This is a genomic window from Winogradskyella pelagia, assembly GCF_017581965.1.
GTDB classification, from domain to species: domain Bacteria; phylum Bacteroidota; class Bacteroidia; order Flavobacteriales; family Flavobacteriaceae; genus Winogradskyella; species Winogradskyella pelagia.
Genome location: NZ_JAGEVF010000015.1, coordinates 15,342 through 31,199 on the forward strand (window position 1 = coordinate 15,342; position 15,858 = coordinate 31,199).

14 protein-coding genes are annotated in these 15,858 nt (G+C 35.0%); 3 read left to right on the top strand and 11 right to left on the bottom strand.

Annotated elements, in window-relative coordinates; genetic code table 11:
• Window positions 1-86: 86 nt before the first annotated feature.
• Window positions 87-2,351, bottom strand: coding sequence for a patatin-like phospholipase family protein (locus tag J4050_RS14380; RefSeq protein ID WP_243878651.1), 2,265 nt, complete (start codon window positions 2,349-2,351; stop codon window positions 87-89).
• Between the two features lies 1 nt (window position 2,352).
• Window positions 2,353-4,146 carry an excinuclease ABC subunit UvrC gene (gene uvrC, locus J4050_RS14385; protein ID WP_208155296.1) on the bottom strand — a complete coding sequence of 598 codons (1,794 nt, stop codon included), beginning with the start codon at window positions 4,144-4,146 and terminating at the stop codon, window positions 2,353-2,355.
• A 144-nt stretch (window positions 4,147-4,290) separates the two neighbouring features.
• Between uvrC and rimK the strand changes: the two genes are divergently transcribed.
• From rimK to J4050_RS14400, 3 genes are read left to right on the top strand one after another with little or no spacing between them, the layout of a single operon-like run.
• A complete protein-coding gene (rimK, locus tag J4050_RS14390; RefSeq protein ID WP_208155297.1) occupies window positions 4,291-5,166 on the top strand; it encodes a 30S ribosomal protein S6--L-glutamate ligase in 876 nt (291 codons plus the stop codon).
• 25 nt (window positions 5,167-5,191) lie between these two features.
• Complete coding sequence (locus tag J4050_RS14395; protein ID WP_208155298.1) at window positions 5,192-6,160, top strand: succinylglutamate desuccinylase/aspartoacylase family protein; 969 nt, start codon at window positions 5,192-5,194, stop codon at window positions 6,158-6,160.
• Complete coding sequence (locus J4050_RS14400) at window positions 6,157-6,720, top strand: 5-formyltetrahydrofolate cyclo-ligase (protein ID WP_208155299.1); 564 nt, start codon at window positions 6,157-6,159, stop codon at window positions 6,718-6,720. The genes J4050_RS14395 and J4050_RS14400 overlap by 4 nt, the downstream gene beginning before the upstream one ends.
• A 7-nt stretch (window positions 6,721-6,727) precedes the next feature.
• Here the strand turns inward: J4050_RS14400 and J4050_RS14405 are convergent, their stop codons facing one another.
• The 9 genes from J4050_RS14405 to J4050_RS14445 all read right to left on the bottom strand — a co-directional run bounded on the left by J4050_RS14405 (window position 6,728) and on the right by J4050_RS14445 (window position 15,799).
• Window positions 6,728-7,327, bottom strand: a complete 600-nt coding sequence (locus J4050_RS14405) for a response regulator transcription factor (RefSeq protein WP_208155300.1) — start codon at window positions 7,325-7,327, stop codon at window positions 6,728-6,730.
• A 13-nt stretch (window positions 7,328-7,340) separates the two neighbouring features.
• The gene (locus J4050_RS14410) at window positions 7,341-9,200 is read right to left on the bottom strand and encodes a sensor histidine kinase (protein ID WP_208155301.1); all 1,860 of its coding nucleotides are present in this window, start codon (window positions 9,198-9,200) and stop codon (window positions 7,341-7,343) included.
• A gap of 85 nt (window positions 9,201-9,285) precedes the next feature.
• Window positions 9,286-9,465, bottom strand: a complete 180-nt coding sequence (locus J4050_RS14415; protein ID WP_208155302.1) for a hypothetical protein — start codon at window positions 9,463-9,465, stop codon at window positions 9,286-9,288.
• Window positions 9,466-9,491: 26 nt separating this feature from the next.
• Entirely contained in the window at window positions 9,492-9,800 is a 309-nt protein-coding gene (locus J4050_RS14420) for a hypothetical protein (RefSeq protein WP_208155303.1), read from the bottom strand.
• 108 nt (window positions 9,801-9,908) lie between these two features.
• Window positions 9,909-10,523, bottom strand: a complete 615-nt coding sequence (locus J4050_RS14425; protein ID WP_208155304.1) for a lipoprotein signal peptidase — start codon at window positions 10,521-10,523, stop codon at window positions 9,909-9,911.
• 24 nt (window positions 10,524-10,547) lie between these two features.
• A complete protein-coding gene (locus J4050_RS14430; RefSeq protein WP_208155305.1) occupies window positions 10,548-11,168 on the bottom strand; it encodes a DUF4097 family beta strand repeat-containing protein in 621 nt (206 codons plus the stop codon).
• Window positions 11,169-11,241: 73 nt separating this feature from the next.
• Window positions 11,242-11,625, bottom strand: a complete 384-nt coding sequence (locus tag J4050_RS14435) for a TraR/DksA family transcriptional regulator (RefSeq protein ID WP_208155306.1) — start codon at window positions 11,623-11,625, stop codon at window positions 11,242-11,244.
• A 4-nt stretch (window positions 11,626-11,629) separates the two neighbouring features.
• On the bottom strand, window positions 11,630-15,034 hold the full coding sequence (ileS, locus tag J4050_RS14440) for an isoleucine--tRNA ligase (protein ID WP_208155307.1): 3,405 nt from the start codon (window positions 15,032-15,034) through the stop codon (window positions 11,630-11,632).
• Window positions 15,035-15,226: 192 nt separating this feature from the next.
• Window positions 15,227-15,799 carry a Crp/Fnr family transcriptional regulator gene (locus tag J4050_RS14445; RefSeq protein WP_208155308.1) on the bottom strand — a complete coding sequence of 191 codons (573 nt, stop codon included), beginning with the start codon at window positions 15,797-15,799 and terminating at the stop codon, window positions 15,227-15,229.
• Window positions 15,800-15,858 lie beyond the last annotated feature (59 nt).

Consider the following 15,858-nt stretch of genomic DNA (forward strand, 5'->3'; position numbering starts at 1 on the left):
GAAATGCAAATGAAGTTTTAGATTTTCCCAGAATAAAATCATGACTTAAAAATATTGCAAATTTAGTTATTACACAAAAAATAAAACTAAAACCAAAACCCTAAATTAAAAAACCAATAATCTTCACCTGTTTCTGGTGAGTATGTGTAACGCGCTTCTAGAGGGCCTAAAAAGGTCTCTAGAGAATAGCCTAGGGCATAACCCGTAAAATCTGGTGAGGACAGCCAATTACCAGTATCAAATAGACGGTCTTCTACATTGGCATAATTTGCTGCAAAAATGATGTGATGATTATTCAACCACTCATAATCAAAGGCAAACATGGCCTTAACAAAACTATCTCCAGTGATATCAATAAAATCATAGCCATAGAAAGAGCTAAAATTATTGATAAAGTTTTTGGCATAGCCACCAAGTGCAAATCCGAGTGTGGTCGTTGAATTATCCCCAAGTTTAAAGCCACCACTTGTTTCTGCTCTAAAGGCTAATCTGTCGCTAAAGCTAAAGGCATAACCCATATCTGCCTTAGCAATAGAGAAAGGTTTAAAACCCTCATTAAAGCCTGATGCCGCAACATACCAATGGAAATCACCCCTAAAATAAGCTCCATTTTTGGGAAAATAGGGGTCGCTGTATGAGTCAAAATCAAGACTTCCAAAAACGCTATAGTAATCGGTATTTTCAAAAATAAAGTCATCATTTTGGCTTGAGGAAATCAAGGTTTCAGATGTTATTTTTAATAGCTTATGCTCACCACCTAGGCGTAATGAAAAATCTTTTCTGAATAAAGTTTGCAGATAAAGTTGATTTGTGAAATCCTGAAGTTGAACATCAATCTTATTTAAGCCAGATAAAAAGGGTGAAGTCGCTTCAAGGGCTAAATTTGGATTTACATTTTTACTAAATTGATTGTAGCGCGAATTAAAACCTAAACTGATATAAAATCCTTTATCAATAAAATAATCAAAATTATATCTTGAATTATCTCCTAAAATTAAATCTAAAGAAGCAATATCATTATTAAATAATAGCCGCTTCTTAGTGATGTTGGCTAAAACAGCACTTTTATAAAGATCATCATAGTGCACGCCTAATTTTAAAAACGTGGTTGTTTGAGATTCCCTAATTTGGCCTTTTAAACCATATTCTCCTTGTATCTCTGAAGACTCTAATCGATATCTAAATGTGTCAAAATTATTAGTAGCAACCAAATTGTTGATTCCACGTCTAAACCTATTATAAGAAATTCTTTCCCCTCCTCGCAATTTCAGTTTTCCTAAAAGATAAGATCTTGTATATTTTTCATTTCCGGTAAGCTCAATAGATTTAACCGTAATACTATCTGGCGGCACTATAATCGCAGTCTTCTTTTCTTTAGATTGCCTTTTTACCATGGTTGCTAATTCAGTAACTTTTGCACGTGCCGCTGCTTCTCCATTTGCAATAATATCTTGGCCTTCGCTAAAGGAAATCACCGAATAATTTTTGATGTCTGGTTTAATGTAAATATCTGTTAAAGGGGCCTTATCCTTCATAGCATTCACAGTACGGAAATTATTGATTTGAGCTAAAATCTCAATTGCTGACTCTAGAGATTCCCTATCTCGTAAATCATCTTGCACATCCACACCAATAATAATATCCATTCCTTTAGACCGGAGTTCTTCTACCGGAAAATTATTCGTTACACCTCCATCCACTAATATTTTATCTCCAATAACTACAGGCTGAAATAAGGACGGTAATGCACCACTAGCGGTAACGGCTTCAGCCAAATTGCCTTTATCCATAACAATAGATTCTCCAGTTTCTATGTTGGTGGCTATACAAAAGAAAGGTATGGGCAAATTTTCAAAATCATCTATATGGCTAACAGGCAGCATCAACTGGTACAGTAGGTTATAGACGTTCTGACCTCTTGAAAGTGCTGATGGTAATGTAATTTTAAATTTTTCAAAAGGCAGGGAAACAGCATATTTTGCAGCACCTTCTCGCTCAAAAAAAGACTGTGCCGAGCGTTCAAACTTATCATTAATAAGTAAATCAAAATCTTGACTATTGAAAAAATACTCAAGTTGTTTACCGGAATATCCTGAGGCATATAATGAACCTATTATTGCTCCCATACTTGTTCCGGCAACATAGTCTATCTTAATACCTAGGCTATCTATAACTTTTAAGGCTCCAATATGGGCAAAACCCTTAGCTCCTCCTCCACTTAAAACGAGCCCTATTTTTGGTTCATTAGAATCTTGGGAAAAACTACCGTTAGAAAATAAAACTATAGCAAATAAGGTGATTAAAAACTGTAAGCTCTTTACGGATATCTGATATTTGTGAAGGACGTTCAAGTTATTCTTTGTGATAGTAATTGTAAATTTTATTTGCTCTAGAAGTACCAACAATAGGTTCTAACTCATCTAATTTGGCATTGGCAATTCGTTTAACGGTTTTAAAGTGCTTCATTAAATCAATTATGGTTTGTTCACCTACGCCATTAATATTTTCTAATTCTGTTGTCAATGCACTTTTACTTCGTTTATTTCTGTGATGTTCTATACCAAATCTGTGGGCTTCATTTCGTAATTGCTGGATTATTTTAAGGGTCTCACTTTTTTTGTCTAAATATAATGGAATAGGATCATCTGGATAAAATAATTCTTCTAAGCGCTTTGCAATTCCGATTATGGCTATTTTTCCGCGTAGCCCTAACAGGTCTAAACTTTTTAATGCGGAAGATAATTGTCCTTTGCCTCCATCTATAATAATTAACTGAGGTAAGGATTTATCTTCTTCCAAAAGACGTCTATATCGTCTAAAAACAACTTCTTCCATGGAGGCGAAGTCATCTGGTCCTTCTACAGTCTTTATATTAAAATGCCTGTAGTCCTTTTTGCTTGGCTTTCCGTTTTTAAAAACCACACAAGCCGCTACAGGATTTGTCCCTTGTATATTAGAGTTATCGAAACATTCTATATGCCTTGGTTCTTCGCTTAGTCGCAAATCGGCCTTCATTTGTGCCATAATGCGGTTGGCATGCCTATCTGGATCAACAATTTTTATTTGTTTTAGCTTGTCCATTCGGTAATACTTCGCATTGCGTTTAGATAAATCCACTATGCTTTTTTTATCACCTAACTTCGGAACACTAACCTTTACTTCTTCTCCCAAATCTACTTTAAATGGGACATAGATTTCTTTAGAATTGGAGTTAAACCGCTGCCTTATTTCGGTTATAGCTAATTCTAGAAGTTGTTTATCGGATTCTTGTAATCTCTTTTTTATTTCAAGGGTGTGCGACCTTATAATAGAACCATAACTTAACTGCAAGAAATTAATATAGGCGTAAGTCTCATCGCTTACAATAGAAAACACGTCGACATTACTAATTTTGGGATTTACAATTGTGGATTTAGCTTGGTAGTTTTCTAAAACTTCAAGTTTTTCCTTTATTTTTTGAGCATCTTCAAACTGCATATTTGCAGCATAGGTCTTCATTTGCTTTCTAAATTGCTGTAGGGAATCTTTAAAATTTCCTTTGAGAATTTCTCGTATGGCCTTAATGTTGGAATGGTACTCCTCTTCTGTTTCTAAACCCTCGCAAGCCCCTTTACAATTATCTAAGTGATACTCTAAGCAAACTTTGTATTTTCCATTATTGATTTTCTCTTCAGATAAATCGTAATTACATGTACGCAACTGATAGAGGCCCTTTATAAGTCCTAAAAGGGTCTTAACCGTTTTCATACTTGTGTAGGGTCCAAAATACTCAGACCCATCTTTTATGACCCTGCGTGTAGGGAAAACTCTAGGAAAACGTTCGTTCTTGACACATATCCAAGGATAAGATTTATCATCCTTGAGCATTACATTATACTTGGGCTGATACTTCTTTATAAGATTGTTTTCAAGAAGCAAGGCATCATTTTCCGTCTCAACAACAATATGCTTAATGGCGTTTATATTTTTTACCAATACGCGTGTTTTACCGTAACTATGATGCTTGGTAAAATAACTACTTACTCTCTTCTTTATATCCTTGGCCTTTCCCACATAAATTAACCTGTTATCTGCGTCAAAATATTGATACACTCCTGGCTGATGCGGTAAGGTCTTAATCTGTATATCTAGAGTAGTTTCTGACATTAATTCAAAGGTAAATAAAAGTGTTTTAGAGATAGATTAAAAAATGGTAAACTTCTTGCTTAACAGGCATAGAAGCTAAATACAAGTATTATATATTGGCTAACTCTAAATACTTATTAACTTTAGGAGCTTTAAACAACTTATATGAATATTGTTATACTTTCTCGTAACGAAAACCTTTATTCTACTAGACGTCTTATTGAAGAGGCTGAAAATCGAGGCCACGAGGTCGAGGTTATTGATCCACTTAAGTGTGATATTATAATAGAGAAAGAAAAACCGACCATTTATTATAAAGATAGATATCTTAATTATGTTGATGCCATTATACCTCGTATTGGTGCTTCTGTAACGTTTTTTGGCTGTGCTGTAGTAAGACAGTTTGAAATGATGAATGTATTTACAACCGTTACCTCAGATTCCATAATACGAAGTAGAGATAAATTGAGAAGTTTCCAAAGACTTTCTAAAGCTGGTGTGGGTATGCCCAAAACAGTTTTTACTAATTATTCACGGGATGTTGAAGAAGTTCTCGCTCATGTTGGTGGCCCTCCTGTTATAATAAAATTACTTGAAGGCACACAAGGACTTGGTGTGGTCTTGGCAGAATCTAAAAATGCGGCAGAATCGGTACTTGAAGCCTTTAATGGACTACAAGCCAGGGCGTTGGTCCAAGAGTATATTGAAGAAGCCAAAGGCTCTGATTTAAGAGCTCTAATTGTAGATGGCCAGGTCGTTGGCGCTATGAAACGTCAAGGACGCGAAGGCGAATTTAGATCCAATCTCCATCGCGGAGGTAGTGCAAATTACATACGCCTTTCTGAAGATGAACTAAAATTGGCCATAAAAGCCTCTAGGGCCTTAAAATTACCTGTTTGTGGTGTAGATATGCTTCAATCCAAACGTGGTCCATTAATAATGGAAGTTAATTCTACCCCTGGATTAGAAGGTATTGAAGGTGCCACTAAAAAAAATATTGCAAGAGCCATAATTACATTTATAGAACGAAACAAAAAATAAGATTCTCATTTTCACAAGAAATGATATGAGTGAAAAAGAAGTGTTACACATATTGGGAGAAGCGGTAGAACTAGGACAAAGTGCTAAGGTCAGTTTTAATGTCGCTAAACTACACACCCAAAACAGAATTGATGTCCCTGTTATTATAGAGCGATCAAAAAACCCAGGTCCAACAGTTTTAATAACAGCTGGTATTCATGGCGATGAAGTCAATGGTGTAGAAATCGTTCGCCAAATCATAGCAAAAGGAATTAACAGACCTAAAAAAGGAACCATAATCTGTATTCCGGTAATTAATGTATTTGGCTTTATACATTTAGATAGAGAGTTCCCTGATGGAAGAGACCTTAATCGTGTTTTTCCCGGAAGTAAAACAGGGTCTTTGGCGAGTAGAGTTGCACATAAATTGATGAATGAAATTGTGCCACACGTGGACTTGATATTAGACTTTCATACAGGCGGAGCCGATAGGTTTAATTCAGCGCAGATTCGGATAGCTAAAAACGAAGTGATCCTTGAAGAGCTAGCCGAAGTATTTGGTGCTCCCTTTACCTATTATTCTAAAAACTTAAACAAATCTTTCCGCAGTTCTTGCTATAAACTGGGTATACCAATGTTGCTTTTTGAAGGCGGCAAATCTTTTCATATTAACAAGACAATTACAAATACAGGCGTCAATGGCACCAAACGCATTCTAGAACATTTAGGTATGCTCACAAGTAAATTTAAGGTCTCTAAACCCAAGAATTCTGGTATAAGGATTATAGACAGCAAATGGATTAGAGCAAATCATTCTGGTATGTTTAAAGCTAAAGTTTTGGTTAATTCTCTTGTAAAAAGAGGTGATGTCTTAGGACATATAACTGATCCTTACGGAAGTTTTAACCATTTTGTAAAAGCACCTAATGACGGCTATATTTTTAATGTAAATGAATCTCCAATAATTTATCAAGGGGATGCCATATTTCATATTTCTACAAAGATTGAATCTTGAAAAAACCAGAACTCAGAAAGACATATAAAGCCCTTCGTAAATCTTTAAACATAAAGCAGATTGAAGATTATAGTCTCGCCATTGCCAACCAATTATTACAATTAGATATTTGGAATTTTGAATTCTACCATCTGTTCTTACCAATTGAAGAACAGCATGAAATTAATACCGAATATATCCTCAATATTTTGGCGGGAAAGGACAAAAATGTGGTTATCTCAAAAAGCAATTTTGAAAACTACAGCATGAAGCACTATCTCTTGACGGATAATACAACCATTAAGAAAAACAGCTTCAGGATTCCAGAACCTGTTAGTGGCATAGAGATAGCAACCTCTCAGTTAGATGTAGTTTTTATTCCTCTTTTGGCTTTTGATACAATAGGAAATCGTATTGGTTACGGCAAAGGCTTTTATGATCGGTTTTTAAGTGAATGCAATCCAAATACATTAAAAATTGGACTGTCTTTTTTTAAAGCTGAAACTGAGAGTTTTGAAACTTCAGAAGATGATATTAGTTTAGATTATTGTGTGACGCCTAATCGTATCTACAGATACTAGAAGATTTTTATCCTACTTTCTTAATTAACTCAACTTTTGAACTTACATCGAATAATTGATAGATACGTTTCTGATAACTCTTAACAGTATTAACACTTATGTGTAGTTTTTCAGCAGCTTCTTTATAAGATAATCCAGTTACAAAAGCCTTTAACAAATCGAACTCACGATCTGACAAGGGAATATTAAACTTCTCCAGCACGTAATTACGGCTTAAAGTAAGCTTCTCCTTTTCTGAGTTAAACTTATGTAATGCAACATCTATGTTTACTTTTAAATCAAGTTTATTAAATGGCTTTACAATATAACCATACGGCAAGGTGTTTTTCGCTTTATTGAGTGTCTCATCATCGGTGGACGCCGTGAGGAAGACATATGGTATTTTATATTTTTCTTTAATGATTTTAGCCAAATCAATTCCAGACAGACTGCCTTTAATATTAATATCCAAGAGTACTAGGTCCAAATTTGGGTTAGCTATAGCGTCCAAAGCACGGTCCCCATTCATGACAATACCAAAAACGGTATGCCCAAGCTCCTCCAACTGATATTTAATATCTTCGGCAATTAGCCCTTCGTCCTCAACAATTAAAATTTTGGCTTTCATATTTCTAAGATAGTTAGTTTTTAGATTTTCTAGAAACTTTGTAATCCTTAAATGCCACATTAACTCTTGTTCCGTTTGCACTATCAATTGTTAATTCGCCATCTAATTGAAGAATTAATGACTTGATTAATTTATTACCGAATGAATGTGAGTTCACGTCATCTATATCATATCCAGAACCATTATCAGCCACAAGCAATTTGAGCTTATTTTCCTCTTCCTCTAGTTGTATTTGAATTCTTCCCTCATCACCAGGTTTAAATGCATATTTCAATGAATTGGTTATTAATTCATTAATAATTAATCCAATGGGTATTAAAGAATCTACATCTATTTGCAAGGGTTCTATTTTGGTAGATAAGGTAATTTTATCTTTATCTATGTTATAGGCATCGAAAAGTTCACTGCATAATTTTTTAAGATAATCTTGAGCACTAACTGCCGTTATATCTTCTGTTTGATATAAATCTTGGTGAATAAGCGCCATAGATCTTACACGACTTTTACCTTCGTTAATGGCCTCAAGTGCCACATTATCTGTAATAGATTGCCCTTGTAAAGTGAGTAAACTTGAAACTAATTGCAAATTATTTTTTACCCGATGATGTATTTCTTTTAACAATAGGCTTTTCTCTTCTAGGGCAATAGCCAGTATCTTTTTTTGTCTGAGATACTTTCTGATTATAGCATATAAAATAATACTTAGAACAAGGATACAGCCTAACGCAATTCCTCCAATTAAAATGGTTCTGTTCTTTCTGCTAATAAGAAGTTGAGCGTTTTGATTCTGCAAATCCAAAAGTTCGATTTGTTTCTCTTTCTTCTCTGATTGATAAATTATCTCTAATTCATTTATTCTGTTTCTAGATTGAACACCTGTAAGACTGTCAGATAACAATTTTAGTTTTTCCAGATTTTCAAAGGCCTTTTTGAAATTTCTACGCTTTTTATAAGCTTTAGTTGCAACAGTATAATTCTGAATTTTATCCCTAAGACCTAAGGCTTTCATTTCATTAGTGCTAATACTTTCAAAAATCTTTATAGCTTGGTCAATATTGCCTTGGTCCATTTGAAGATCGGTCATTAATCTTTTTGCCACTATAGTTATCGAGGGAACGCTCATCTGCTCAGATAAATCTATTGTTTTTTGGCCGTAGTAGGTGGCTGAATCCATCCTTTTCATTTGTTGATGGATAGACGACATATTATACCGGTTATTAAACTTTGAATAGTCATCTGCAATAATTTCCCCAATTTTGTAGGCTTTGGTATAAAGTATCAGGGCTGAATCTAATTGGCCTTTTTCTTGAAAAATAATAGCCTTGTTGGTATAAGCATTAGCCTCTTGGTCTTTCCTACCTATACGTTTAGCAAGCTTGGCTGCATCATTTAGATATTGAAGCGCCTCCTCATATTGTTTTATTTCTGATAGAAGATACCCTAATTTGTTTCTAGTAATTATCGCCCCAACAGTATCAGAAATTTCCTCATACATTTTTAAGGCATATGCCACGGCCTCTGCACTTTTCTCATAATTACCAAAATCTGAGAACATGTTGGACTTAGCTAAATTAACAGCGGCCAACTTTCGTTTGTTACCCATCTGTTTATGATGAGCTTCATATTTATTGAAATAGGATTCGCTTAAATCAAATTTGTTAGTATATCGGTATAAAATTCCATAATAATACCAAACTACATCTTCTTTAAACTTGGCAACTAACTTACCGTTGATAGAATCTATTCGACTTAAAATTTCCAATCCCCTGTCTGGTTGTGTCGATTTTAACTTCCATGTAAGGTCCAGTAAACTATTAATCGTGTCCTTAGTCTCTTTATTCTCCATGGACTTTTGAGCATTTAGCTTTTGCATGCTAATGCATGTAAGAGAAATAAGAATACTTATCAAAGAAATCTTGGAAATTATAGATGTCATAGTTAGATTAAATTTGATTTGTTTAAACTAATAATTTTATAAATAGGTTAAGGATCTTAGCACTAACATATTTAGAATCAGGATCTCTGTTAGAATTAACCTTTTCTAGTTTCTTGTCAATTTCCAAAAGATCTTGAGCGAGTTGGCTTAAGGTCAGATGATGATCTATGGCCAATTCTGTGAACTTATTGTTGCTATTCATGTTGTTAATTGAAGGGGATTTTTTGCCTAATTGTATAGATCTTTCTTGACTATTTCTTCTAAGGCGTCATCATCAGAAAACTTAATTTCCATACTAAAAGCATTTTTAAAATAGGATAGCAACCCATACCACAAGGTAGAAATTGTTATTACAATAATACCAGGCACGAGCATTCTAAATAGAAAACAGAGAATACCGAGAAGAATTAAGATGGAGTAGATTTGCAGGTTTTTCGAAATTCTTAGCTTAAGACTTTTTCTTAGTGATTTGCGGGAAGATGCGCTAAGACCTAAAGCGGAGAGATTTAAGTCTTCAAAAATGATAGTAACTTGCATGATTAATGGCTTTTGGATTATATGGTCAAATCTCGATAAACGATATCTTTAATCATACGCCCATATGGGTGATTCTTAGATAATTACTACATATTTTCTTTATTAATCTTATTTAAAAGCCCGCTTATTAAAGAACAACAGAATTCCAATACCAGAACTTATGGCAACATCTGCAAGGTTAAAAACTGGATCAAAAAAAGAAAAGTACTTCCCTCCAATGATAGGCAAGCCCTCTGGCAGTATGCCGCTCCAGATAGGAAAATGGAGCATGTCCACAACCTTACCATAAAATACTGGTGCATAGCCACCTTCTTTAGGTAAAAAGGTTGCTACTTCACCAAGACTATCACTAAACAGTCTTCCGTAGAATACAGAATCTAGAATATTACCTAAAGCTCCAGCAAATATCATTGAGATAGCAAATATCAAGGTTTTAGACTTCTTATTATTAATCACGTTATAAAGCCAAAAACCAATGCCTGTTACAGCGATAATTCTGAATAATGTGAGTATAAGTTTGGCTTTACTATCAGAAATAAATGGAAAGACGTCACTCAGTTTTGTTCCCCAAGCCATACCATCGTTTTCTACAAAGGCAATTTTGAACCACGAAAAAACTTCTATATCCTCATTGAGCGAAAAATGTGTCTTAATATATATTTTGCTCACTTGATCTAACAAGAGAATAAGAATAATGAGGATGATAGGCTTTTTTAAAGACATTATATAACTTGGCAAAAGTAACTTTTAATTTTTTTTAGTTACGGTAATATCACCGTTTATTGATTTCAAACGCCAAACCTCATCTTTATTATTAAAACTGGCTAAGGCTAATTTTCCATAGCGTGTCTCGGCTATTACCTTACCCTTGGATGTCTTAATAGAAATATTACCTTCTATTGTATTTATAGTAGATTTTAAGGCAGTCCCTTCAATCTCACAAAATCCTTCGAGCAGCTGTATGGAAAGAACATCAAATCTTCCGGTTAAAGAAACAGAACCTATATCACTTACGATATTAAGGTTTAGTCCATTTGGAATAGTTAATAATAATTTTGCTGCGACTACTTTATGGGCATTTCTTTTGTCGTCGGGTATTGATATAACAGGGTTTTCTTCCAGTTGAATATTTATTGCTCCGTTTTTAATAGTTTTAGTAATCTGAAAGAACTCCAAGTATTCTCCATCGATTTGAGATTGTAATCGTATTTCCGGTAAATCGTGGGTAATAATATCTATTTTAAATATTTGGTTACCGTCTATTACAACATCTTTAATAGATTCTGAAGATATTATCTGTTCAGTACTATTCTGTGATTTAGCAATACTGCAATACAAGACAAGAAAAAAAGCCTTGACATATAGCATCCAAGGCTTGGTTGTGTTATAAGTAAACAAAATATAATTTCAATTTAGAAATAGTTCTCTGTATTAAGAGAGGCTACTTCTGCATATTTTTGGCCTCAATACTTAAAGTAGCATGCGGCACTAACTTTAGGCGTTCTTTCTTAATTAACTTCCCAGTTACACGGCATACACCGTAGGTTTTATTTTCAATTCTGATCATTGCGTTTTTAAGATCACGAATAAATTTCTCTTGGCGAATTGCCAATGCCGAATTAGCTTCTTTACTCATAGTTGCACTACCTTCTTCAAACGCTTTAAATGTGGGTGAGGTATCGTCCGTTCCATTATTATGGTCATTCATATAAGCGCTTTTTATCAACTCTAAATCGTGCTCTGCTTTGTTTATTTTCTCTTGGATAAGGGCTTTAAACTCCTCTAAATCCTTATCTGAATATCTGTTGTTTGTTTCTGTTGCCATGGCATTAATGTTTTTGTATAAACAATTTGGTATTGACTTCGTCAAAAGCAATTTCTATACCATTGTTTACGGTGTCCATAATTTGTAATTCTTCGGTTAAGGTCTCAGACTTTATATAAGTCTCGTTCGAGGCAATAGCTCTAGTTATTTGTGCATCTTTTTGCAGCTGTACATCTATTCTATCTGTAACTTCAAATCCTGAATCCTTACGTAAATTTTGAATCCGGTTTACGAGCTCACGAGCAATACCTTCTTCGCGTAATTCATCGGTTAGTGTTACATCTAGAGCTACAGTTAATGCGCCTTCATTTGCAACGAGCCATCCCTCAATATCTTGTGATGTTATTTCTACATCTTCCAATTCTAAAGTAATCTTTTTTCCATTAACTTCCATCTCCAAACTGCCATTTTGCTCAATTTTTTTGATATCTGGCATCTCTAAGGTAGATATCTCTTTAGCAATAAACTTCATATCCTTACCGAAACGTGGCCCCAAAACCTTGAAATTCGGCTTAATTTGTTTTACCAAAATATCTGAAGCATCTTCTAGAAGTTCTATCTCTTTTATATTGACTTCGTGCTTTATTAAGTCTGCAACTGCTTCAATTTGTTCCTTTTGCTGATTATTATCAACAGGAATCATTATTTTCTGTAGTGGCTGGCGGACCTTAATTTTTTCTTTAGCACGCAACGAAAGCACCAAGGACGAAATGGTCTGTGCATTCTCCATTTTTCGTTCTAATACTTTATCTATGTACATATCATTGGCCGTAGGAAATTCTGCAAGGTGTACACTTTCAAAAGTTTCCTTACGAGTCACCGCATTTAAATCAAGGTACAATCTGTCCATGAAGAAAGGTGCAATAGGCGCACCCAACTTAGCCAAGGTTTGCATGCAAGTATATAGTGTTTGATATGCAGAAATCTTATCTTTTTGGTAATCGCCTTTCCAAAAACGTCTTCTGCTTAAACGAACATACCAATTACTGAGATAATCTTGCGTAAAGCTAGATATTGCCCTTGCTGCCTTAGTTGGTTCGTAATCTGCATAGTAGTCATCAACCTTTTTGATGAGCGTATGTAATTCGGACAGAATCCAACGGTCTATTTCTGGTCTTTCTTCAATTGGTATATCAGCTTCTTTGTAATTAAACCCATCAATATTGGTATAAAGGCTAAAGAAGGAATAGGTATTATAGAGAGTTCCAAAGAACTTTCTACTTACCTCTTCAATACCATCACTATCAAATTTTAAGTTATCCCACGGATTGGCGTTCATAATCATATACCACCGAGTGGCATCTGCTCCGTATTTGCCCAAAGTTTCAAAAGGATCAGCGGCATTGCCCAAACGTTTAGACATTTTTTGACCATTTTTGTCTAATACTAATCCGTTGGAAACAACATTTTTGTAAGCGACAGAATCAAACACCATGGTACCGATGGCGTGTAGAGTGTAAAACCACCCTCGAGTTTGGTCAACACCTTCTGCAATAAAATCTGCAGGAAATGCCTTATTACCATCAATCAATTCCTTGTTTTCAAAAGGGTAATGCCACTGCGCGTATGGCATTGAGCCAGAATCGAACCAAACGTCAATTAAATCACTCTCGCGTTTCATGGGTTGGCCAGATTCTGAAACCAATATAATTTTATCAACTACATTCTTATGTAAATCAATAGTATCGTAGTTTTCTTCAGACAAATTACCGACTTCGAAATCTGCAAAAATATCTTCAGCCATAAATCCAGCATCCACAGATTTTTTCATCTCAGCTTTTAATTCTTCTACAGAGCCAATACAGGTTTGTTCTTTACCATCTTCTGTACGCCATATCGGAAGGGGAATTCCCCAAAATCGCGAACGCGACAAATTCCAGTCATTAGCATTAGCCAACCAATTGCCAAAACGTCCTGTACCTGTTGATTTTGGCTTCCAATTAATGGTATCGTTAAGGGCGACCATTCGTTCCTTAACTTTTGTAACTTTTATAAACCACGAATCTAGTGGATAATACAATATAGGTTTATCGGTTCTCCAACAGTTTGGATAACTGTGTTTGTACTTTTCTACCTTAAAGGCCTTGTTTTCAATTTTCAATTTAATGGCCAACTCAACATCCACTGACTTTTCAGGAGCCTCGCCTTCGGCATAGTACTCATTCTTTACATACTTCCCTGCTAGCTCCTCAAGCTCTGGTCTAAAGCGGCCTTGTAAATCAACCAATGGCACCAAATTGTCATTATCATCTTTAACGAGCATTGGTGGTATTTCTGGCTTTGCCTGTTTGGCTACCAGAGCATCATCTGCTCCAAAAGTAGGTGCTGTATGAACAATCCCTGTACCATCTTCAGTTGTGACGAAGTCTCCAGAAATGATTCTAAAGGCATTTTCTGGATTATCATTCGGAAGAGCATAATTAAGCAACTGCTCGTATTTTATACCAACTAAGTCTACACCTTTAAATTCCTTTAAAATAGTAAATGGTATCTTTTTATCGCGTGCATTATAGTCTAAGAGTTCTTCTTTAGTAGCAACCTCGACAAATTTTCCAACGAATTGTTTGCTTACCAAATTTTTAGCTAACACTACTTTTATTGGTTCAAAAGTATATTGATTGTAAGACTCCACAAGGACATAATCAATCTTAGGCCCAACTGTTAATGCCGTGTTACTTGGCAAGGTCCATGGTGTTGTTGTCCATGCTAAGAAATGTACATCACCTTCATTTTTAAGAAATTCTGGTAACGTACTTTCTATAGCCTTAAACTGTGCTACAACTGTAGTGTCCGTGACATCTTGATAAGTGCCTGGCTGATTTAACTCGTGGGAGCTAAGACCAGTCCCTGCTTTTGGAGAGTAAGGCTGAATAGTATAACCTTTATACAACAAATCTTTATCATAAATCTGTTTGAGTAGCCACCATACACTCTCCATGTATTTGGATTTGTAAGTAATGTATGGATCATCCATATCTACCCAATAGCCCATTTTTTGTGTAAGGTCGTTCCAAACATCCGTGTAGCGCATTACCGCTTTTTTACACGCTTCATTATATGCTTCGATGGAAATTCTTGTTCCAATATCTTCTTTGGTTATACCGAGTTCTTTCTCTACGCCAAGTTCTATCGGCAACCCATGTGTGTCCCATCCCGCTTTGCGCTTTACCTGAAAACCTTTCATGGTTTTATATCTTGGGAAGATATCTTTAATAGCGCGTGCTAATACATGATGAACTCCGGGTAATCCATTTGCTGAAGGCGGTCCCTCAAAAAACACAAAGGGTTCGTTACCTTCTCGAGTAGTAACGCTTTTAGAAAATATATTTTGCTCTTGCCAATAGCCTAGAATTTCTTCGGCCACCTTAGGCAGGTTAAGTCCTTTATATTCAGTGAACTTTGTGCTCATATTATCGCAATTCTTGTCGAGTCGCGAAATTAAGAATTTATGTTTAAAGGATGGGTTTAAAACAGAAAAAAAGCAAACGTATTAGGTTTGCTTTTTCCGTTAGGGCTACTAATTAATCTTGGTTTGTAAAAAAATTAATCTCATATCAAAAATAGTCGATTAATCTGAGTAAAAAATTAACATATGTTAATCCTATAAAAGTGATTTTCGTATTCTACTTAACTGTACAGGAGAGATGTTTAAGTAGGAAGCTATTTGATATTGAGGGATTAAATCATCTATCATAGGAATCTTATCCTTCAATCTCGTATAACGCTCTGTGGCGTTCAATGTCATATCTTCTATGAGTTTTTTCTCATAAATGATGAATATCTGTTCTAAAATACGGTTGTATAAGTTACTAACGTCTATATTCTTTTCGGCAATTGCCTTAAAGTCGTGTAAATCTAATTCAAAAATTACTGCTTCTGTCAATGCTTCATAGCAAAACTTAGAAGGCTCGTCTTTAACTATTGAGGAGAATGCGCCGACAAAACTAATTGGTGTGAATATATTTTTTGTAATCTCCTTACCAGTTTCTAACGTATTAAAAGCACGCATTAAGCCTGAAACAAGGAAGGCTACCTTCCGGCTTTTTCGTCCTTGTTCCACAAGGGTTTCACCCGTTTTCAATTTTCGCCCTTTTGCCATTCGGCGTAAAATAAAATAGGTTTCCTTAGAAACATGGAATTTTGATTTTAAAAAATCATAGTTAGGGTCTTCCATGTAAAGTATTAAAAAGTATGCTTCAAATTCTAAAAATCTTTTTGATTTTCCTAATGATT